The organism is Achromobacter aloeverae, from assembly GCF_004121055.1.
Classification (GTDB): Bacteria; Pseudomonadota; Gammaproteobacteria; order Burkholderiales; family Burkholderiaceae_B; genus Bordetella_C; species Bordetella_C aloeverae.
This window is the reverse complement of record NZ_PYAL01000001.1, coordinates 64,847-85,214: the sequence shown is the minus strand read 5'-3', so window position 1 is coordinate 85,214 and position 20,368 is coordinate 64,847. Positions and strand designations below refer to the sequence as shown.

General features: G+C 67.5%; 14 protein-coding genes. 4 read left to right on the top strand and 10 right to left on the bottom strand.

Annotation, left to right across the window (positions count from 1 at the left end; translation table 11 throughout):
• The first annotated feature begins 196 nt into the window (after positions 1 to 196).
• The gene (locus tag C7R54_RS00380; protein WP_240039329.1) at positions 197 to 1,846 is read left to right on the top strand and encodes an ABC transporter ATP-binding protein; all 1,650 of its coding nucleotides are present in this window, start codon (positions 197 to 199) and stop codon (positions 1,844 to 1,846) included.
• 52 nt (positions 1,847 to 1,898) lie between these two features.
• Here the strand turns inward: C7R54_RS00380 and C7R54_RS00375 are convergent, their stop codons facing one another.
• From C7R54_RS00375 to C7R54_RS00360, 4 genes are read right to left on the bottom strand one after another with little or no spacing between them, the layout of a single operon-like run.
• On the bottom strand, positions 1,899 to 2,990 hold the full coding sequence (locus C7R54_RS00375) for an ABC transporter substrate-binding protein (protein ID WP_129148220.1): 1,092 nt from the start codon (positions 2,988 to 2,990) through the stop codon (positions 1,899 to 1,901).
• Positions 2,987 to 3,859: an ABC transporter ATP-binding protein gene (locus C7R54_RS00370; RefSeq protein ID WP_129148219.1), complete on the bottom strand. Its 873-nt coding sequence runs from the start codon at positions 3,857 to 3,859 to the stop codon at positions 2,987 to 2,989. The genes C7R54_RS00375 and C7R54_RS00370 overlap by 4 nt, the downstream gene beginning before the upstream one ends.
• Positions 3,838 to 4,692 (bottom strand): ABC transporter permease, encoded by an 855-nt coding sequence (locus C7R54_RS00365; protein ID WP_129148218.1) that lies wholly within the window; start codon positions 4,690 to 4,692, stop codon positions 3,838 to 3,840. Before C7R54_RS00365 ends, C7R54_RS00370 begins: the two co-directional genes overlap by 22 nt.
• Entirely contained in the window at positions 4,692 to 6,053 is a 1,362-nt protein-coding gene (locus tag C7R54_RS00360; RefSeq protein WP_129148217.1) for an LLM class flavin-dependent oxidoreductase, read from the bottom strand. The genes C7R54_RS00365 and C7R54_RS00360 overlap by 1 nt, the downstream gene beginning before the upstream one ends.
• 569 nt (positions 6,054 to 6,622) lie before the next feature.
• Here C7R54_RS00360 and C7R54_RS00355 point away from each other — a divergent pair.
• Positions 6,623 to 11,878: an autotransporter outer membrane beta-barrel domain-containing protein gene (locus C7R54_RS00355; protein WP_129148216.1), complete on the top strand. Its 5,256-nt coding sequence runs from the start codon at positions 6,623 to 6,625 to the stop codon at positions 11,876 to 11,878.
• 5 nt (positions 11,879 to 11,883) lie between these two features.
• On the opposite strand, the gene C7R54_RS00350 is transcribed toward C7R54_RS00355, so the two are convergent.
• The 5 genes from C7R54_RS00350 to prpR form a co-directional block, all read right to left on the bottom strand.
• Positions 11,884 to 12,999, bottom strand: coding sequence for an S-(hydroxymethyl)glutathione dehydrogenase/class III alcohol dehydrogenase (locus C7R54_RS00350; protein ID WP_129148215.1), 1,116 nt, complete (start codon positions 12,997 to 12,999; stop codon positions 11,884 to 11,886).
• A gap of 67 nt (positions 13,000 to 13,066) precedes the next feature.
• The gene (locus C7R54_RS00345) at positions 13,067 to 13,342 is read right to left on the bottom strand and encodes a metal-sensing transcriptional repressor (RefSeq protein WP_129148214.1); all 276 of its coding nucleotides are present in this window, start codon (positions 13,340 to 13,342) and stop codon (positions 13,067 to 13,069) included.
• 122 nt (positions 13,343 to 13,464) lie between these two features.
• On the bottom strand, positions 13,465 to 14,646 hold the full coding sequence (locus C7R54_RS00340; RefSeq protein ID WP_129149373.1) for a pectate lyase family protein: 1,182 nt from the start codon (positions 14,644 to 14,646) through the stop codon (positions 13,465 to 13,467).
• Positions 14,647 to 14,843: 197 nt separating this feature from the next.
• Positions 14,844 to 15,359 (bottom strand): winged helix DNA-binding protein, encoded by a 516-nt coding sequence (locus tag C7R54_RS00335; RefSeq protein ID WP_129149372.1) that lies wholly within the window; start codon positions 15,357 to 15,359, stop codon positions 14,844 to 14,846.
• A 102-nt stretch (positions 15,360 to 15,461) separates the two neighbouring features.
• The gene (gene prpR, locus C7R54_RS00330; protein WP_129148213.1) at positions 15,462 to 17,396 is read right to left on the bottom strand and encodes a propionate catabolism operon regulatory protein PrpR; all 1,935 of its coding nucleotides are present in this window, start codon (positions 17,394 to 17,396) and stop codon (positions 15,462 to 15,464) included.
• Between the two features lie 180 nt (positions 17,397 to 17,576).
• Here prpR and C7R54_RS00325 point away from each other — a divergent pair, with 180 nt between their 5' ends.
• Together C7R54_RS00325 and C7R54_RS00320 are read left to right on the top strand one after the other, a co-directional pair.
• The gene (locus tag C7R54_RS00325) at positions 17,577 to 18,590 is read left to right on the top strand and encodes a tripartite tricarboxylate transporter substrate binding protein (protein WP_158021115.1); all 1,014 of its coding nucleotides are present in this window, start codon (positions 17,577 to 17,579) and stop codon (positions 18,588 to 18,590) included.
• On the top strand, positions 18,590 to 19,339 hold the full coding sequence (locus C7R54_RS00320) for a substrate-binding domain-containing protein (RefSeq protein ID WP_129148211.1): 750 nt from the start codon (positions 18,590 to 18,592) through the stop codon (positions 19,337 to 19,339). Before C7R54_RS00325 ends, C7R54_RS00320 begins: the two co-directional genes overlap by 1 nt.
• A gap of 96 nt (positions 19,340 to 19,435) precedes the next feature.
• On the opposite strand, the gene C7R54_RS00315 is transcribed toward C7R54_RS00320, so the two are convergent.
• On the bottom strand, positions 19,436 to 20,332 hold the full coding sequence (locus tag C7R54_RS00315; RefSeq protein ID WP_129148210.1) for a LysR substrate-binding domain-containing protein: 897 nt from the start codon (positions 20,330 to 20,332) through the stop codon (positions 19,436 to 19,438).
• Positions 20,333 to 20,368 lie beyond the last annotated feature (36 nt).

The window sequence follows — 20,368 nt, the reverse complement described above, 5'->3', positions numbered from 1 at the left end:
CGCATGAATCTGAAAAGCAAGCTGGAAAGAATAGGACCCGGGATAACGTTTCAACAAATATGCTTTTCCAATTAGCAAACAACGCGGTAGCAGGTGAGCGCCGGGGGGCCGCCACGCATATAAGCTCATGCGCGTTGAATCGTGGAAAAAGGAAACGTTCCCAGCGACCATGTCGTGTTACGCATGGAGGCCTGCAATGAGTCTGTTAACCGTCAATCACTTGAACGTGGCGTTCGGGGACAAGCCCGTCGTGCGCGGCGTGTCCTTCGACATCAAGCCGGGCGAGAAGCTGGCGCTGGTGGGGGAATCCGGATCCGGCAAGAGCGTGACGGCGATGAGCTTGCTGGGCCTGGTTGCCGGCGCGCGCGTCGAGGGCTCGGCGCTGTTCGACGGCGCGGACCTGCTGCGGCTGCCCGAGGCCGCCTTGCGCAAGGTGCGAGGCCAGGACATCTCCGTCATCTTCCAGGAACCGATGACGGCACTGAATCCCATCTATAGCGTGGGCAGGCAGATCGCCGAGGTCCTGCGGATCAAGCGGCGGCTCAATCCGCGGGAGGCCTGGCGCCTGGCCGTGCAGGGCCTGCGCGATACCGGCATTCCGGACCCGGAGCGGCGCGCCCACGCCTACCCGCACCAGCTTTCGGGAGGCCAGCGGCAACGGGCCATGATCGCCATGGCCCTGGCCTGCGAACCGCGCCTGCTGCTGGCCGACGAACCCACGACGGCGCTGGACGCCACCCTGCGCCTGCAGATACTGGACCTGCTGTCCGAACTGCAAGCCCGCAACGGCATGGCCGTCATCCTGATCTCGCATGACTTGAACCTGGTGCGCCGCTTTGCCGACCGCGTGGCGGTGATGGAGCAGGGCCTGCTGGTCGAGGAGGGCGCCACGGCGGCGATCTTCGACCAGCCCGCCCATCCGTACACCAGGAAGCTGATCGCCAGCCGGCCCGCTCGCAACCTGGAGCAGGCGCGCGCGGACCAACCGGCCTTGCTGACCGGCCGCGGGGTGGGCGTGTCCTATCGCGTGCCTGCTCCCGGCTGGCGCGGCTGGTGGCGCCGCAAGGATTTCCATGCGGTGCGGCGGGCGGACTTCGTGGTGCATCCCGCGGAGACCCTGGCCATGATCGGCGAATCCGGTTCCGGCAAGAGCACGCTGGCCAAGGCAGTCCTGGGCCTGTTGTCGCACCACGGCGACTTGCGCATCGGCAAGCAATCCTGGCAGGAAGCGAAGCAGGCCGGGTTCGACGCCCGCAAGACCTTGCGGCGCAATCTGCAAGTGGTATTCCAGGACCCGTACTCGTCCCTGTCACCGCGCCTGAACGTGGAGCAGATCGTCGGCGAAGGGCTGGCGTTCCACGAGCCGGGCCTGGACCGCGACGCGCGCAGGAAGCGCATCGTCGACACCCTGGCGGAAGTGGGGTTGACGGAGCCGCAGTTCCCCAATCTGCTCGCGCGCCTGCCCCACGAATTCTCGGGCGGCCAGCGGCAGCGGCTGGCGATCGCCCGGGCGCTGATCATACGCCCCGGCCTGCTGGTGCTGGATGAGCCAACCAGCGCCCTGGATGTCACCATCCAGCAGCAGGTGCTCGCGCTCTTGCAGCGCCTGCAACGCGAGCATGGGCTCAGCTACCTGCTGATCACCCATGACATGGAAGTTGTGCGCGCGATGGCGCACCGTGTGATGGTGATGAAGGACGGCGACATCATCGAGGCCGGCGATGCCGAGACGGTCCTGCGAGCGCCACGCCATGCCTATACGCGCAGCCTGATCGCGGCGACCCAGGTGGGGGTTGTCCAGGGCGAAACCCAGGCTGAAACCCAGGCGGTGGCCGAAGCGGCATGACACCGCAATGAAACCGCAATGAAGCGGCCGGCGCATCGCTGCATGATGGAGATCACGGCGCGCCCGTGGGCGAGTCCGGACGCAGGTCCGCGTAGCGCAGGTCGAATTCATCGCGTGCGTCCAGGCGCTTGCCGGCGAAGGCGCCGGCCGCCTGCAGGAGGTCTATGGTCTTTTGCTGTCCGGCGATCAATCCGTCCAGGCCGGGAATCGAGCCGTCGCCCTGGCTGTCCAGCACCTTGCGCGCATCGTCGGGCTTCAGGCGCTGGTCCGCGATGAGATAGCCCTGCAGCCACGCGTCCTGGTGGCTGTTGCGCCACAAGGTCGCGCGATACCAATGAATGACGAAGTCGCGGATGGCGGCCGCCTGCGCGGGGTCGTCCAGCGCGGCGCGCGACGCATAGAGGTATTCCAGGCCGGTATTCGCGCCGGGTGCGTTCGGAATGGCGCGCGCACCTTCGCGTTGCGCGCTGGCCAGGTAGCGTCCGCGGTCGGGTTGCTTGAGCACGGCGGCGTCGATCTGGCCGGCGCGCAAGGCGTCGGCGAACTCCGCCACGCCCAGCTTCACGATATGGACGTCCCGTGCCGCCAGTCCCACGGACGCGAGGTTGCGCAGCAGGATGGCCTGCTGCGCGGTGCCTTCGTTGACGCCGATGCGCTTGCCTTTCAAGTCCGCCAAGTCCTTGATGCCCGACGCCGGCGAGGTCGCGATGACCGAGCCGTCGCCCGCCGACACCACGGCGGCGACGATGACGACGTTGGCGTTGGAGAAATGCGCCAGGATGGGAGGCACGTCGCCGACCGCGCCGACCTGCGCGGCGCCGGCGCGTATCGCCTCCAGCCGCAATGGGCCGCTGCTGAAGTTGGCATAGTCCACCTTGGCGGCGAGCTTCGTGTTCTCGCCGGACAGGCGTAGCAGGACCTGCACGTGGTTGGCGTCGTCGGCGATGACGATGCGCGTGCCGGTCGGCACGGCCTGGGGCAGGGCCGGCGCGGCGGGGCCGGATTGGGCGCTCGCAGGCGTTGCGGCGATCGCCAGCAGGCACGACAGCAGGCACGCCAGTGCGAGCACGGCGCGCCGTCGATACAAGCGTGAGGGCAAGGGCGAGGCCGTGGGCTGGACAATGACAGGGGTAGCAGGCGTCATGAGAAGGTCGTCGGTTGCAGGGAAGGTTTGCCTTGGCGGCCCGCGGCGCGGTGTTTCGCGTCCGGGGCGACGCCCAGCTGGTTCAGGATGCGGATCCGCAAGGCCTCGCGCTCGCCGGCGTCGGCATCGTCCGTGGGCACGAGGCGGTCCAGGCTCAAGCGGCCCGATTCCAGGACGATGACACGGTCGGCCAGCAGCAGCGCCTCGTCGACATCGTGGGTGACGAACAACACCGCGGGCGCGTGGCGCTCGCATACTTGCAGGAGCAGCTGTTGCATGCGCAGGCGCGTCAAGGCATCGAGGGCGCTGAAGGGTTCGTCGGCCAGGATGAAACGGGGATCGCGCACCAGGCCGCGGGCGAGCGCGACGCGCTGCTGCTCGCCGCCGGAGAGCATGCGGGGCCAGGCGCGTTCACGGCCGGCGAGTCCCACCTCGGCGAGCGCGGCCCGGGCGCGCGCCTCCGCGTCCGGGCCCAGCGCGCCCAGCTTGACGTTGTCCAACACCCGCAGCCAGGGCAACAGCCGGGAGTCCTGGAACAGCACCGCGCGTCGCGCCGGCACCGTGATCCGTCCAGCGCCGGCGGTGTCCTGGTCGAGGTGGGCGAGCGCCCGCAACAGCGTGCTCTTGCCGGAGCCGCTGCGGCCCAGCAGGGCGAGGAACTGGCCGGGGGCGATATGCAAATCCACCCCTTCGAGGATGAGCCGGTCGCCATAGCGGCGCGACAGCCGCTGGACGATCACACCGTCGTCCCCGGCGCGTCCGGCGCATGCTTCCCCTTGGCCTCGTCGTTCGCCTCTTTCGGCGATGTCCGCGACGGCGGGCGGCAGGGCCGACGCAGGCGTCGCCGTTACGCGATCGATAACCGCCATGACAATACCTTTTTCTGTAAAGCGCGTATCAACGCATCCGTCCCGAATCCCAGTACGCCGTACACGACCAGGCCGGCAATGACGATCTCCATCTGGCCGTAGATGCGGGCCTGCGTGATCATGTAGCCGATACCGCTGGTGGCGTTGATGGTTTCCACGACGACCAGCGCGGTCCAGGCATGTGTGGCCGCCAGTCGCAGGCCCACGAAGAAGCCGGGCGTGCAGCCGGGGATCACGATGTAGCGCAGGAACTGCGTCCGGGTCAGCGCGACGGACTCCGCCAGTTCAACGTAGCGCAGGTCGATGTCGCGCAAGGCGGCATGGGTGTTGATATAGATGGGCACCAGCACGCCCAGCGCGATGATGACGATCTTCATCGCTTCCCCTATGCCCAGCCACATGATGAAAAGGGGGATCAGCGCCAGGTTGGGAATGGCGCGCTTGACCTGGATCAAGCCGTCGAACAAGGCGTCGCCGGGGCGCGATAGGCCCGCGATGAACGCAAGCGCCACGCCGGCGACGACGCCATAGGCCAGCCCCAGTCCCGCCCGGACGAGCGAGATAAGCAGGTTTTCCTGCAGGTAGCCGGAAGACAGCATCTCGGTGAACGCGTCCAGTACCTGGCGCGGCGCGGGCAGGCGATCGGGAGCGATCCAGCCGCCGCCGGTGGCGACGGCCCACGCGACCAGCACCAGCAGGGGCCCCAGCAGCTTCTGGCCGGGCAGGGTGGCCTTGGGGCGCAGCGCCGGCGGGGCGGCTTGCGCCGGGCCGCGCGCGTCATGAGGCTTGCCCCCGGACCTGAACCCCGGCTTGAACAGCGAACTCGGCTTCATCAACCAGCCTCAGCTTCAGCGTAGGCCGGCACATCGCTCGTTGGCGATTGCCAGGCGGGCCGTGGCAATCCAAGGTGCTCGCGCAAGGTGCTGCCCGTGTACGCATCGCGGAAGATGCCGCGCTTGCGCAACTCGGGTATCACCTGGTCGACGAAGGTTTCGAGGGACGAGGGCAAGGCAGGCGGGATCAGGTTGAAGCCGTCGGCGGCCCCGCTACGGAACCACGATTCGATGTCGGCGGCGATCTGCTCCGGCGTTCCCGCGAGGATGCGATGGCCGCGGCCGGCGCTCAGGCGTCGCAGCAGCTGGCGCACGGTGATGCGCTCCTTGCTGGCAATGCCCTGCAGCAGGCCGACGCGGCTCTTGATGTCGCCGGATAGGGCAAGGCCGGACGGCAGTTCGAAGATGCGGTCCAGGTCCGACTCGCCATAGTCCAGTCCCGTTATGCGGTTGAGCTGTGCCAGGCCATAGGACGGCAGGGTCAACGATTCGAAGGTGTCCTGGAGTGCCAGCGCCTCGGCCTGCGTCCCGCCGACGAACACGGACAGTCCGGGCAGGATGTGCACGTGATCCGGATTGCGCCCGTGGGCGCGCACCTGGTCCTTCACTTCCCGATAGAAGGCCTGCGCGCCGGCCAGGTCCGGCTGCGCGGTGAAGATGGCTTCGGCGTAGCGCGCCGCCAGGGCCTTGCCCGGGGCAGACGACCCGGCCTGGAACAGGACCGGCCGGCCTTGCGGCGGGCGCGGCACTTCCAGGGGGCCGCGCACGTGGAAGTGCCGGCCCTGGTGATTGACGTGGTGGATGCGCCGTCCGTCGGCGAAGACGCCCGCCTGCTTGTCGCCGACGATGGCATCGTCCTGCCAGCTGTCCCACAGGCGTATCGCCACGTCGATGAACTCGGCGGCGCGATCGTAGCGCGTCGCGGGATCGGGATGGACAGCGCCGCCGAAGTTGGCGGCCGCATCGGCGTTGGCGGTGGTGACGACGTTCCAGCCGGCGCGGCCGCGGCTCAGGTGGTCGATGGTGGCGAAGCGGCGGGCGAGATTGTAGGGGTCGTTGTAGGTCGTCGATGCAGTGGCGACCAGGCCGATGCGGGTCGTCACCGTCGATAGTGCCGCGAGCAGGGTGGAAGGGTCCAGCGCGTCGAAGGGCCTGTCCTCCGTCCTGTCCTTCAGCACCGGGTGGTCGGCGAAGAAAATGGCGTCCAGCGTGCCGCGTTCGGCAATCCTGGCCAGATTGATGTAGTGCGACACATCGGTGATGGCCTTGACGTCGGACGCCGGCAAGCGCCAGGCGGCCTCGTGCTGGCCGATGTTGCGCAGGAAGGCATTGAGGTGCAGCTGTCTTTGGGGTTCAGTCATGACGCGGACAGGGTGGGGTGCCGAGGGCGGCGCGTGATGGCGCGCGGTAGTGCGTCACGCGTCCGGATGTTCGGAATGTTCGGAATGTTCGTAGGGCTCATTCTCCCCAACGCGCTCCTCCCCGCCAAATAACTTTTCCCCGGTAGCGAATACTCATTAATTTATGCAGCTTCGTTCTTTGACGGCGCCACGCCACCCGTATACACGTAGCCTGCTCGCGGCCCAGCCCTGACACGATCCGTGGCATATCGGTCCCCATCGCCCGGGCTACGGCGTAAGCGGGGCCTTCCGCGGATGGCCTAGGCCATCCGCCCTGACGCCCCGCCAGCGCGCGGCGGTGTGCGGCGCACAACACGGGCTGGCAGACGACGCCGGCGTGTCCGCCTCGTCCTTCTCTCAATCCGGCCGCATCGCCCGTACCTCGCCCATATTCAGGACGCCTGTTCGTCCTAGGACGACTTGTCAATTGGTTTGGATGCATTTCGAACGAATCATGGATCACACCTCGTGGCGTGGATTGCCTACGACCAAGGGGGATCCCGATACCGCTCGATACTGTAGGCCAGCTCATGAACAGGTTTCACAAGATCGTCTGGAGCGTTTCCCGACAGCAATACATCGTCGCCTCCGAACTCGCGCAGGGCAATGCAGGCGCCAGCGCCACGTCTGGCCGCGACGCAAGATCGGCATCGCGCGCATTGAGGCACGGCATGCTCGTGGCGGCGCTAGCCGCGGGAATCGCCGGCCCCGCGCTGGCGCTGGCGTCCAGTTGCAAGACGGACACGTCCCAGCACTCGGCCCCGGCAGGGGGACTATGCGCCATCGCCGACTACAACCCCCCGGTCAGCCAGGACGGCGCCGGCGGCGCGGTGGTCAACCATGGCCAGACCGTTACGTTGACAGGCACGTCAGTGGTCGGCACGGGTTACAGCGGCAACACCACCGTGCCGGCCGACTCGGTCAACGTGGTTTCCGGCACCTTCGGCTCCAGCGCGCTGGTGACCGGTCCCCAGAACGCGACCGTCAGCGCCACGAACCCGGCCACCGGCGCCACGGTCGTGTACCGCACCTACGATTCGGCGGCGTTCGCGGACCAGTCCAATCTTGCCACCCCCGTGAACCAGTTCGAGAATGTCAGCGGCGATATGTACTACCACGCCTCGCTGGGTCGCGTGGACCAGACGGGCGGCACCCTGAACGTGAACCTGGGCGCCACGCCCAGCGGCGCGCCATCGTCCAACAGCCTGCTCATGGTCTCCAAGCAGACCTACCTGACCGCCGCGGACGGCAGCGGCAACGCCGCGAGCCGCGTCGTCTGGCGTTCGCGCAACGCCATCGACATGGGCATAGACCCCGGCCTGCCCACGCCCGATGTCGACACCGGGTTACTGACCGTACAGGTGCCGGTCACGACCTACGCGGGCACCGTGACGTTCAATGGCATTACGTACACCGTCACCAATGCCGCGCAGCTGGCCGCCTACAACGATGTGCTGGTGGCGGCGCTGCACGACGGCATCCTGACATCGCAGCAGGCCTATGACGCCGCATTCGCGCAGGCCTACACCACCGTCGATACGCCCGTGACCTACGCGACCAAGACGACGGCCGGCGACCTGGCGCGCGCGCCCAACGGCGACCGCTATGCCATCCTGGCCACCGGCCGCAACGGGTCGGCCGTCATCGCCGCCGGCGGCCAGATCGACATCACGCGCGCCTCGGGCGCCCTGAAGGTCACCAATGGCGCCCTCGGCATCAACCACGGCACGCTGTCCGGCAATGTGATCGAACAGCTGGTGCGCGTGGACAACGGCGGGCGCTTCATCAACGCGGCCGACGGCGTGGTATCCAGCGGCTACGTGGCCGGTGACAAGCTGGACACCGCCACCGCGAACACCTTCTACTACACCGGCTCGGGCATCATCGCGTCGGGTCAGGGTAGCAGCGTGCAGAACAGCGGGGTGATCAATGTGTCTGGCTTTGCCTATGCGGGCAATACGTCCGTCGGCATGGGGTTGGCGCAAGGCGCATCCGGCAGCAACGACGGCAACATCAATGTCGGCGTGAACCCGGGCTACGTCACGACGGTGGTGGGCGTGAACGTGAGCGGCGGCAGCAGTTTCGTCAATGACGCCGCCGGCACCCTCTACATCGGCCGCGCCGCGCAATACGGCCTGGCCGACGCCGCGGCCGACGTCGCCATCTCGGGACCGACCTACGGCGTGCGCATCATGGACACGGGCGACAGCGCCATCAACAACGGCAACATCGTCATCGGTACGCAGGCGCAGGGCGCCGTGGGGATGTTCTCCACCGCGCCCATACGCTCGCTGCTGCTGAACAACGGCACCATCGAGGTGACCGGGCAGGCGGCGGGCACGCCCTTGGCGAACATCGGCATGATGGCGGACGACAATGGCGCCGCCGGCACCGGCGCGGTGGTACGCAACGCGGGCACGATCAATCTGACCGGCGTCAACGGCGTGGGCTTGATGGTGAACGCGGACCCCGGCATCGCGGCGAATGCCGAATCCACCGGGACCATCAATGTCGCCGGCGGCGCCGACATCGCGTCCGGCACCCGCAATTTCGGGGTGTGGGTGAACGGCGCCCAGGGGGTCGCGCAAGTCAGCGGCGCGGTCAACCTGGCGGGCACGGGGGCAATCGGCGTCTTCGCGCAGAACGGCGGCACCATCAATGTCGACGCGGGGGCCGTACCGCAATTCCTGGCGGGCACCGACCAGATCGGTTTCTATGCGGCGGGCGCGGGGTCCAGCATCAATGTCAATGCCAGCGTACTTTCGGTGGCGACGGACGGTTCCTCGTTGTTCCGGGTCGCCGACGGCGCCGCCTTCACCGGCGCATCGACCGCCGGCGCGCTGGACATCACGGTGGCGGGGAAGGATGCGCGCGGGGTCGTGGCGACCGGCATGGGCACGACGCTATCCACCGGCGCCTCCACGTATCGCGTCACGGGGGCGGCGGGCGGCGCGGGCGGCTCCGCCGCCGTGGTGACCGAAGGCGGTGCAATGGGCACCATCGACGCCGGCACGACCATCGTGCTGGCGAACGCGGGCGCCACGGCCGGCATCGTCGATGGCCAGGCGCACGACCTCACCGGGGCGGCCATCGGATGGCCGGTGGCCACCGTGCTCACCAACAACGCCGCCATCCAGTCCGACAACGCCGGCGCCGTGGGGTTCATCGCGCGCAACCTGGGCACCTTGAACAACAACGCGGACATCACCTTGACGGGGCCAGGCTCCACAGGTGTCGTCGTCGGTCCCCGGGGCACGGTGAACAATACGGCCACGATACGCGTGGCCAATGGCGACGGCGCCCTGGTGCAGGGGGCCCAGGCCAGCCTGGTGAACAACGGCACCATCCGGGCGGACGACGGGGTGGCCGCGGTCCATCTCACCGGAGCGGGCGCGTCGGTGGCGTTCTCGGGCGCCGGCCGGGTCGAGGCCGGCGGCACCGCCGACGGCATACTCATCGACGCCACCGCGACCGACGGCCGGGTTACCGGCACCGCGGGCGCCATCGTGATCGACGGCACCGGCATGGCGCTGGACAACCGCGCGGCCGGCGGATCCATCGCCTTGACGAATACGTCGATACGCACCACGGGCAGCGGCGCGGCCGGTATCTCGTCTTCGGGCGCGAACGGCGAAATCATGCTGTCGGGCGGCACGTTGGACACGGTCGGCGACCATGCGGTGGGCATCTACGTCAGCAGCGCGGGCCGCCTGGCAATGACGGATACGACCATCACCACGCTCGGCGCCGGCGCGCACGGCATCCTGCTGGACAACGGCGCCACCGCGACGCTGTCGGGCGGCAGCGTCGCGACGCAAGGCACGGGCGCGGCGGCCTTGTATGTGGAGGGCCCCCAGGGCGCCGCCACGGTCACCGGCACCACGTTGTCCAGCACGGCGGGAGCGGGCGCGCAATCCAACGCCGGGGGCACGCTGGCCTTGCGCAACGCGGCGCTTGCCGGCGCCACGGCCGGCCTCGCGGTCACCGATACGCAGGCCAACGGCCAGGCATCCACTATCACGGTCACGGGCGGGTCGCTGGCCGCGACAGCGGGCAACGCCATCGAGGTGACCGGTGCGCGCGCCAACATCACGCTCGCCGGCGAGGTCAATGTCAGAGCGGCCTCGGGTACGCTGCTGAACCTGACCAACGCGAGCACGGTCAACCTGTCGACGCAGGGCGTGAGGCTGAACGGCGACCTGATCGCCGACGCCAGCAGCGGCGGCGTGGTCAGCCTGAACCAGGGCTCCGTGCTGACGGGACGCATCGATCCCCTGGACGTCAATATCGACGCCACCAGCACGTGGAATGTCACCGCCAGTTCGGTGACCGGCGCACTGTCCAACGCCGGCACGGTGGCCTTCCTGCCGCCGACGGGAGACCCGCGGCAGGCAGGCAGCTACAAGACGCTGACCGCGTCCAGCTACGTCGGCGCCAACGGCACCGTGGCCCTGAACACGTGGCTGGGCGGCGACGGCTCGCCGTCCGATCGCCTGGTCGTCAGCGGCGGCGCGGCCACGGGCGCCACCGCGCTGCGCATCGTCAACACGGGCGGACCCGGCGTACTGACCACCGGCGACGGCATCAACGTGGTGGCGGTGACCGGTGGCGGCAGCACGGCGCCCGGCGCCTTCCGACTGGCCAGTCCCGTGCAGGCCGGGGCCTATGAATACCTGTTGTATCGCGGCGGCAGCAACAGCGCCGACGACTATTACCTGCGCTCCGCCCTGGTGGACCCGGTCACCAGCGGCGGCGGTCCCGGCAAGGTCGGCGGCAGTGCCGGCGGCGGCGCGGCGCCGATCGCGTACCGACCCGGCGTGGTTGGCTACACCTTGCTGCCCGCCATGAACATGGACTACGGGTTCACCAACCTGGGCCGGCTCCATGAGCGCGTGGGCGACGTCTACAACACGGAGCAGAACCAGGCGGAGCAGAACCAGCCCGGGAAGCGCAACGGCGTGTGGGGGCGCATGGGTGGATACGGCGTGCAGGGGGATTCAGGCAGCCGGTTCTCCGCCAACCAGAGCACCTTCTTCATGCAGTTCGGCAAGGATTGGACGCTGAAGCAGGACCCGGAAGGGGGAAGCACCCATGCGGGCGTCACGGCCAGCCTGAGCGTCACGGATTCCAAGTTCAAGGACGGCGCGCGCGACCTCAGCCCCATGCTGTCCGATACCACCGGCAAGGCCACCACCCAGGCCCAGAGCGTCGGCGGCTATTACACCAAGTACCTGCGCGACGGCTCGTATTGGGATTCGGTGGCCCAGGTCACGCACTACAACAACAAGTACAACGACACCTATGGCAACGGCGCCAGCCAGCACGGCTTCGGCATCGCCTTGTCGCAGGAGGTCGGCAAGCCCTTCCTGCTGATGCCCAAGCTGGCCATCGAACCGCAGGCGCAACTGGTCTACCAGTACCTGGACCTGGATCACTTCAACGACGGCATATCCAGCATCTCGGGCACCAGCAGCAATGCGGTCCGGGGCCGCCTGGGCGTGCGCATCTACGCCCCGAACGTGCGCACCGAAGACGGCACGGGCGCCGGCACGCCCTATATGACCATCGACGTGCTGCACGACTTCGTGCCCATCAAGGCCGTATCGGTGGACGGCACGTCGCTGCGGCCGACGTTCAGCCGCACCTGGGGTGAACTGGGTTTCGGCCTGAACCAGAGCATAGGGAAGGGCAGCCAGCTCTACGCCGCCATCAAGTTCACGAAGAACCTGGACGGCGAGAGCCGCAAGGGCGTCTTCGGGCAGGTCGGCTATCGCTACAGCTGGTAGCGCGACTAGTCCTGGTAATGCACCACCGACCGGATGGACTTGCCTTCGTGCATCAGGTCGAAGGCCAGGTTGATGTCCGTCAGCGGCATGGTGTGCGTGACGAAGGGCTCGAGCTGTATGCGGCCGGACATGGCGTCCTCCACCATGCCGGGCAGCTGGCTGCGGCCCTTCACGCCGCCAAAGGCGGTGCCCAGCCAGCGGCGGCCGGTGACCAGCTGGAAAGGCCGGGTGGAGATCTCCTGGCCGGCGCCCGCCACGCCGATGATCACCGACTGGCCCCAGCCCCGATGCGCGGCTTCCAGCGCCGCGCGCATGACGTTGACGTTGCCTATGCATTCGAAGCTGTGGTCCACGCCCCAGCCCGTCATTTCCACGATGACCTGCTGGATGGGCTTGTCGAAGTCCTTGGGATTGATGCAATCGGTCGCGCCGAAGGTCTTGGCCAGGTCGAACTTGGCGGGGTTCGTATCGATGGCGATGATCCGGCCCGCCTTGGCCAGCTTGGCGCCCTGGATCACGGCCAGGCCGATGCCGCCCAGGCCGAACACCGCGACGCTGTCGCCTTCCTGCACCTTGGCGGTGTTCTTCACCGCGCCCAGGCCGGTGGTCACGCCGCAACCGAGCAGGCAGACGTGTTCCGGATTGGCCTGCGGGTTGATCTTGGCCAGCGACACTTCCGCGACGACGGTGTATTCGCTGAAGGTCGAGCAGCCCATGTAGTGATAGACCGGCTGCCCGTTATAGCTGAAGCGCGTGGTGCCGTCGGGCATGACGCCCTTGCCCTGGGTGGCGCGCACCGCCACGCAAAGGTTGGTCTTGCCGCTCTTGCAGAACAGGCATTCTCCGCACTCGGCGGTGTAGAGCGGAATGACGTGGTCGCCCGGTTTGACGCTGGTCACGCCTTCGCCGACCTCGACCACCACGCCCGCGCCCTCATGGCCGAGGACGGCGGGGAACAGGCCTTCGGGATCGTCCCCGGAGAGGGTGAACGCATCGGTATGGCAGACGCCGGTGTGCGTGATCTTCACCAGCACTTCGCCTTTCCTGGGCGGTTCGACGTCCAGTTCGACGATCTGCAGGGGTTTGCCGGCTTCGAAGGCAACAGCGGCGCGGGATTTCATGGATAAGGCTCCAGCAAATGAATGAAGGCGGGGACGGACGCGCCCGCGGTCGGAAGGGCTTGCGGGTCTACCGCAGGTAGGCGCGCACCAGCGTGGTCATGTCGCGCACGCGCTGGGCGTGCCGAGGATCCTTATCGGAGTATTCACCGAATTCCTCGCGGATGTGCGATTCCAGCACCTCGGACATCAGGGCGTTGGCGGCGCCGCGTATGGCGGCGATCTGCTGCAGCACCTGCGCGCACTCGGCGCCGGACTCCAGCGCGCGCTCCAGCGCCTCGGTCTGGCCGCGGATGCTGCGCACGCGCCGCAGCGCCTTCTTTTTTTCGTCGGGGGTGTGTGGCATGGGCGAATGCTACACCCCCGGGGAGTGTCCGGCAACCCTGGTCGAGTTGCAACTCGACACATCAAAGCGGCGCGCCGATGTCGAGGGCGCGCCGGATGGACGGCCTTTTCCACGATGGGCGCCTATCGTTGCCCGCCCCCCGGCGGGCAACGCGACTGATTCGGCAAGGCCGGCGTGCCGGCGGTATTGCCGGCATAGCGCCGTATTTCATCGGCCACGGCCGGAGAGGGCGCCTGGTAGGCGTAGCAGTAGGGCACCGGCGGCACCTTGTCCGCCTGGTAGTCCTGAAGCACAGGCTTGGCGTCGCGCAGATAGAGGTTGTCGCGCACCACCAGGAAGGCCTTGTCGTCATGGCGATACTGGTACTTTGCCCGGGTGTCGGCGTAACGCTTGCCGTCGGCTTCCCCGTTGTTCAGGGCGGACCTCGCCGCGGCGCTCGGGATGTACTTGCAGTAGTTGACCTTCACCCCCTCGACCGTGGGAAATTCGTCCGGCTCCTTGCATTGCCGCTGGACCGCGTTGTCATAGATGTTGCCTTCCACCAGGGCGCGCGCCTCCAGGCCGAAGCTCATGCCGTAGAAATCCCAATCCTGGAGCAGGTTGTTGTAAAGGTGGAAGGTGCCGAACTGCGCGCGCGGGTTGCGCTGCACCGTATCGACGAAATAGTTGTGGTGCAGCGTGACCCGCGCGATGGCGTCGCGGTCGTAGTTCGCGAACAGGTTCTTGGAGGTCAGGTTGTTCAGCAACATGACCTTGTCATGATTGTGAAACTTGGTCCAGGACACGGTGACGTCGGTGGAGCCGTTCTTGACATTGAGCAGCCGGTCCCCGAAACGGGACAGGTCCATGTGATCGACCCACACGTTCTTCGAACCGTTCGCCACGTTGACCGCCTGCGAGAAATTGCGCAGCTGTCCATTGATGGTCAGGTGCGTAATGATGACGCTGTCGGCCCCGTAGATGCCCAGGCCGTCGCCCATCAGCGTGACCGCGTGGCCGCGGCCGTCTATCGTCACGTGCGAAGGAACGCGCAGTTGCGAGTTCAGGTTGATGGTCATGTCGGACGCGAAGCGTATCCACGTGGGACCGCGAGCATGGCGCAAGGCGTCGCGCAAGCTGCCGGGGCCGTCGTCGGCATTGGACGACACCACGACGACGGGGCCATCCACGCCGCCCTTGGCGTTACGGCCATAGCCTTCGCGCTGCTTCAGTAGATCGGCGACGAAAGGGCAGTCGAGGCGGGCGGTCGGGCACGTGGCGTCAGTGGCGGCCGCGGTGGCGGCGGTGACGATGGCGGGCGTCATCGGCGCCAGCAGCGCGGCGGCCAGGGACGCGACGCGGGCGACGAGGCGATAGGGGTGGGTCATATGGGTTCATCCATGTCATTGCGGTGGCATGGTCGTTTCTAGGACCTATCGTTGCGCATTTCATCGCCATTCGTTTCACGGCTATTCGTTTCGTAGCCTTTCCATCGGCTGTCAACCTTGCCCGTTGCCCTCGGTCAAAGCGAGGAGGCGGCCCGTGCTGCCTGGTCGTAGAGGCCGGAGAGCATGCGCAGGCGCCGCGCGACCTCGGCGTGGGAAGCGCCATCCGCCAGGTCGCCCTCGATGCCCGCCAGCAGGCAGCGCCCGCGTATGGCGCGGAAACGATCGATCAGGACGGACCCGGCTTCGGTGGTCGAGTAGAGGACTTCCTTGCCGGCTTTTTCGCCTTGGACCAGTCCCAGCCCGGCGAGCTTCTTCAGCGAATAGTTGATGACGTGGGTGTCTTCGTAATTGAGGGTGAAGCAGATGTCGGCAAGCTTCTTCCCGCGCTCGCGGTGATGCACGTGGTGCAGCACCAGGATGTCGTTGAACGCCAGGTCCGGTTCGCCGGCGGCAGCCATGCAGCGCGTCACCCAGCGGCTGAACGCATTCTGCGCAATGATCAGCCCGAATTCCAGCTCCGATAATTCGGCGTGGGGGCCGTCGGCCAGGTGCGCGGATGAGAGGATGCGAACCGGCTCCAGGTCGGGCATGACGGCTGGCACGGCGCGAGGCGGGGTCTTTTTGGTCATGGGAGGCGTTGATAAGGCGTTGATGGGAGGTTCATGAAAGGATAGGTGATCCGGCGGTTCCGATCATGCTGCCTGCGTCAGCCAGCGCCACAGCGTGGTGCGGCTCACGCCCAGCCGGCGCGCGGCTTCCTGGTGATCCCCGTGGCAGTCCGCCAGCGTGCGCTCGGCGTCCTCGCGGCTCGGGCGCGGCCGGCGCCGGCGCGGCGTCGCGGGCGCGACCGCATCGGGACGCCGTGGCCGGTGCGCGGCGGCATCGAGCAGGTCGTTGATCTCGGCGGGCCGGATGGCGCCGCCATTGGCCAGGCAGATCATGGTCAGCCGCTCGATCGCATTCTCCAGCTCGCGCACATTGCCCGGCCAGGCATAGCGCCGCATCGACGGCAGCACGGCGGCCAGCACTTCCACGGACAGGGCTTCCAGGCCGATCCGCGCGAGTGCCGCGGGCACCCGGTTGCGCACCAGCACTTCGATATCCTGCGGGCGCTCCCGTAGCGGCGGCACATCGACACGGAGAATATTCAGGCGGTAGAACAGGTCTTCGCGAAAGCGGCCGGTCCCCACCATGGCGGCCAGGTCCCTGTGCGTCGCCGCCACCACGCGCACGTCGACGGGGAGGGGATCGACGCTGCCCACGCGCATGATTTCCTTTTCCTGCAAGGCGCGCAGCAAGCGGGTCTGCAAGGGCAGGGGCATTTCGCCGATCTCATCGAGGAACAGCGTCCCGCCGTTGGCCGCCTCGAACAGGCCCGCCTTGCCTTGCTTGCGCGCGCCCGTGAACGCGCCTTCGTCGTAGCCGAACAGCTCGCTTTCCAGCAGGGTCTCGGTAAACGCGCCGCAGTTGGTCGCGATAAAAGGATGGCGGGCGCGGCGGCTGGCGTTGTGGATACCTTGCGCCAGCAACTCCTTGCCGGTGCCGCTTTCGCCGTGTATCAGGATGCCGGCGTCGCTGTGCTGCGCGAAAACCTTGCATTGCGCGATCACCCGCTGCATGGCGGGCGACGCCGATACGACGTCATCCAGCTGGTACCTGGCCACCTGCGAACGCCGATGGGTATGCGCCCGCAGCTTGCTGACCGCGAGTTCCAGCCGGTTCGAGCCGTGCAGGGTCAGCACGGCGCCGGTCTGCTTCCCTTCATCGAACAAGGGAACGCGGTCGACCACGATGGATTTGCCGGCCAGTTCCTGCACCGCGCCCAGCTCGGGCGCGCCGCGCGTGATGACCTGGCCCAGTTGCAGCGCCGGCAGCACGTCGCCCAGCGAACGGCCCAGCGCATTGCGCACCGGCCTGCCGGTGAGCTGTTCGGCGGCGGGATTGGCCATGACCACCCGGCCCGCCATGTCGAGGGCGACCACGCCGTCGCCCAGGTGGTACAGGATCGAATCGAGCTGGGTACGGCGAGACTTCTCCGCCCGCTGCGCGGCGGCCATTTCGATCGCGTCATCGAAGGCCACGCGCACCGACTCGGCGGAATAGACCAGCACGCCCGTCAGCCCCGCCTCGTCGGCGAGGTCCGCCACCTGGCCCGGTCCCACCACCACCTGGATGCCATCGCTGGCGAGCTGCCGCAGGCAGTGCCGGGCCTCCTCGGCGGTTTCGTAGGCACGCAGCACAAGGGGCAGGGAGAACAGGCTGGCGAAGCGCTTCAGTTCCGGCGGAATGCGCTTGAGCATCAGGATGGCGATGCGGTCGGAAAGCTGCCTCGCCTTGCACAGGGCCGCCAGCAGGTCCGACCCGCCCACCTTCACCAACGCGACCGGGTAGGACACATTGCGCCGCAGGAAGGCGCCGTGGCTGCCCGAGGCCACGATGACGTCGCAGGGATGGCGTTCACCGCGCCGTTCGATTTCCGCCAGGGCGCTTTCATAGCCGCGGTGGATGATGGATATCGAGGCGCGGTCTTCCATCTCGGGCGCCACCTGGCGGAAGACATCGGTCAGGCGGTGTCCGCTGATCGCCCAGATCACGGGCAAGGGCTCATTCCCGGACAGCTGGCTCATGTTTCATTGTCTGTTTCATATGTTCCAATGATTGGAACATGAAACCCAGCACAAAACAAAAGACATTTCCAAGTATTTGATTCAGATATTGTTTTTGGAATCGTGAAACTTGGCATCCATATTGCTTTCCACATCACTCAACACTGACATGCACCGTTGATGGTGCAGCGAGGAGACCTCATGTTCAACAGCAAGACCCTGGGCCGGACCGATGGCCTGGCAGCGCGCGCGCTCGCCATGGCGGCCTATGCCTCATTGGCCTGCGCGGCGACCCTGGGCGTGGGGGCGCCCGCCGCCGCGGCCTACCCGGAGCACCAGATCAAGCTCATCATCCCGTTCGCGCCGGGCGGCGGCAACGACGCGGTGGGGCGCACCATCGGCAAGCTGCTGACCGAGTCCCTGGGCCAGCCGGTAGTGGTCGAGAACATGGTCGGGGCCGGCGGCAAGATCGGTGTCGCATCGGGCATCCGGGCGAAGCCGGATGGCTACACGCTGACGCTGATCTCGAACAGCTACGCCGTCAATGCCAGCCTCTACCAGCTGCCTTTCGACCCGGTGAAGGACATGACGCCGGTCGGCATGATCGCGCGCGGTCCCTTCCTGGTCACCACGTCCAGCAGCATTGCCGCCAACAGCCTGCCGCAGTTGATCGAACTGGCGAAGGCCAGGCATGGCGCCTTGTCCTTCGCCTCGTCCGGCGTGGGCGGGATCTCGCACCTGGCGACCGAGCTGTTCATGAAGGACGCCGGGATCAAGATGACCCACGTGCCTTACCGGGGCACCGGCCCCGCGGTGATGGACACCCTGGCCGGACGCACCGATGTTTTCTTCAGCACGCCGGGCGCGGCCATGCCCTATATCAAGGACGGCCGGCTGAAGGCGCTCGCGCAGACGCTGCCGGAAACCTGGTCCGATATGCCGTCCCTGCCCACCGTGGCACAGGCCGGCGTGCCAGGCTACCAGGTGGTGATCTGGTACGGGCTGATCGCACCCAAGGGCTTGCCACAAGACGTGCAGCAGAAGTTGAACCAGGCGCTGAACGCGGCCATCGTCAAGCCCGAAGTCGGACGCCAGCTGAGCATGGAAGGCGACCAGGCTGCTCCCGGCACGCCGGAGCAATTGCGCGCGCAGATCGAGACGGAGATCGGCGTCTGGCAGAAGGTCGTTTCCGAAGCCCATATCAAGGTTGATTGATGAGAGACAGCAAGGACGCATTCCGCGTCATGACTTCCGGTGTGTTCACTGCCGCGCACCTTGCCCTGATCCCCGCGATCGAAGCCTATACCGGCCAGCCTGTCGTCACCCTCACGACGTCGATAGGCACGGGCGAGCAATCGATTCCGAATCGCCTGCGCCGCCGGGAGCCGGCGGACCTGGTCATCGTCGCCGAGCCGAACATGGTGAATTTCGTCCAGGCCCGCCACATCCTGGCGGACACGCGCACGCTGATCGCCCGGTCGGTAGCCGCGGTCGCCGTGCGCGCTGGCGAGCCGCCGCCCGACGCCAGCAGCCCGGACGCGTTGAAGCGCACCTTCCTGCGCGCGCGCAGCATTGCCTATTCCGCCAGCGAAAGCGGCAAATACCTGACCACCCAGCTATACCACCGCTTGGGGATAGACAAGGAGTGCCTGCCCAAAAGCCGCTTCGTCGGCAACGGCGAGCGCACCGGCGCGGTGGTGGCGCGCGGCGAAGCCGACCTCGCGTTCCAGCAGGTGAGCGAGCTGCGGCCGGTCCCGGGCATCGCGCATATCACGCCCATTCCCGACGAGCTGCAGTCCTATGTGTGGGTGGCCACCGGCGCCGTGGCCTGGAGCCGCGACATCGAGCGCGCGCGCGCCGTGGCGCGTTTTCTTGCGTCCGACGCCGCGGCGCCCGAAATCGTGGCCAGCGGACTGGACCCGCTGTTCGGCGAGGACCTGTACACCGCGCTGCACGCGGCCTGAAGCACGGCGGGTCGGCGTGGCAGGGCCGGCGATGCGGGGAGGACGGGGCGGGCAGGGCGCCCGATATCGCAGCGCCGCCCGCCCGGTTGCGGAACGTCAGCCCGGCGCGGGCTGGCCGCCCGCACCTGCCGCCGACCTCGCCCGCACGGCGTCGAAGAAGGACGCGATCAGGCGGCTGTCGCGCCGTTCGCGCAGGCAGCAGACATGGATGTTCGTGGAAACCAGGTCGCCCTCGATGCGCAGCGGCACCAGGCGCGGATCGGGCACGTACTCCGATTGCGAGACCGTGCCCACGCCCAGGCCGCGCGCCACGGCTTCCCGCAGGGCCTCGCGGCTGCCGATCTCCATGGCGACACGGGGCGTGAGGCCGCGTTTCTCCATGGCGTCTTCCAGCGCCTTGCGGGTGGTCGATCCCGTTTCCCGCATCAGCAGGGGCTGCCCGGCCAGTTCGTCCAGCGTGATGCTCTCACGCTGGGCATGGGCATGGTTCCCGCGCACGAAGGCGATGACGGGATAGCGGGCATAGGACTGCATATGGTAGCGGTCGTCGGCCGCGCGGCTGGCCACCACGGCCACGTCGCAGACGTACTTGTCCAGGTCGTCGAGCACCACTTCGGAATTGCCCAGTTTCACCGACAGGCTGATGCCGGGATGGCGCGCGTGATAGGACTCGATCATCTCGGTCACGTGGTAGGGGCCCACGGCGCCGACGCGCAGGGATCCGCGCCGCATCTGGCCGCTGTCGTCCAGCAGCAGCCGCATTTCGCTTTCCAGGGCCAGCATGCGGCGCGCCATGGGCAGCAGTTGCAAGCCCACCGCCGACAGTTCGACGCGGCGGCCGCGCCGATGGAACAGCTCGGCGCCGTATTCGCGTTCCAGCATCTGGATCTGCGAGATCAGGGTGCTGTGGCTGGCGCCGATCGAACGCGCGGCGGCGCTGAAGCCACCATGCTGGACCACGGCGATGAAGGTGCGGATCTGGGTAAGGGTCACGGGGCAAACTCCTGCCGGCCTCCCGGCGACGGAGAT

Bases quoted from the DNA above. Each gene is read 5' to 3' on its own strand.
- C7R54_RS00380 (WP_240039329.1), top strand. From the start codon at position 197: ATGAGTCTGTTAACCGTCAATCACTTGAACGTGGCGTTCGGGGACAAG.
- C7R54_RS00375 (WP_129148220.1), bottom strand. From the start codon at position 2,990: ATGACGCCTGCTACCCCTGTCATTGTCCAGCCCACGGCCTCGCCCTTG.
- C7R54_RS00370 (WP_129148219.1), bottom strand. From the start codon at position 3,859: ATGGCGGTTATCGATCGCGTAACGGCGACGCCTGCGTCGGCCCTGCCG.
- C7R54_RS00365 (WP_129148218.1), bottom strand. From the start codon at position 4,692: ATGAAGCCGAGTTCGCTGTTCAAGCCGGGGTTCAGGTCCGGGGGCAAG.
- C7R54_RS00360 (WP_129148217.1), bottom strand. From the start codon at position 6,053: ATGACTGAACCCCAAAGACAGCTGCACCTCAATGCCTTCCTGCGCAAC.
- C7R54_RS00355 (WP_129148216.1), top strand. From the start codon at position 6,623: ATGAACAGGTTTCACAAGATCGTCTGGAGCGTTTCCCGACAGCAATAC.
- C7R54_RS00350 (WP_129148215.1), bottom strand. From the start codon at position 12,999: ATGAAATCCCGCGCCGCTGTTGCCTTCGAAGCCGGCAAACCCCTGCAG.
- C7R54_RS00345 (WP_129148214.1), bottom strand. From the start codon at position 13,342: ATGCCACACACCCCCGACGAAAAAAAGAAGGCGCTGCGGCGCGTGCGC.
- C7R54_RS00340 (WP_129149373.1), bottom strand. From the start codon at position 14,646: ATGACGCCCGCCATCGTCACCGCCGCCACCGCGGCCGCCACTGACGCC.
- C7R54_RS00335 (WP_129149372.1), bottom strand. From the start codon at position 15,359: ATGCCCGACCTGGAGCCGGTTCGCATCCTCTCATCCGCGCACCTGGCC.
- prpR (WP_129148213.1), bottom strand. From the start codon at position 17,396: ATGAGCCAGCTGTCCGGGAATGAGCCCTTGCCCGTGATCTGGGCGATC.
- C7R54_RS00325 (WP_158021115.1), top strand. From the start codon at position 17,577: ATGTTCAACAGCAAGACCCTGGGCCGGACCGATGGCCTGGCAGCGCGC.
- C7R54_RS00320 (WP_129148211.1), top strand. From the start codon at position 18,590: ATGAGAGACAGCAAGGACGCATTCCGCGTCATGACTTCCGGTGTGTTC.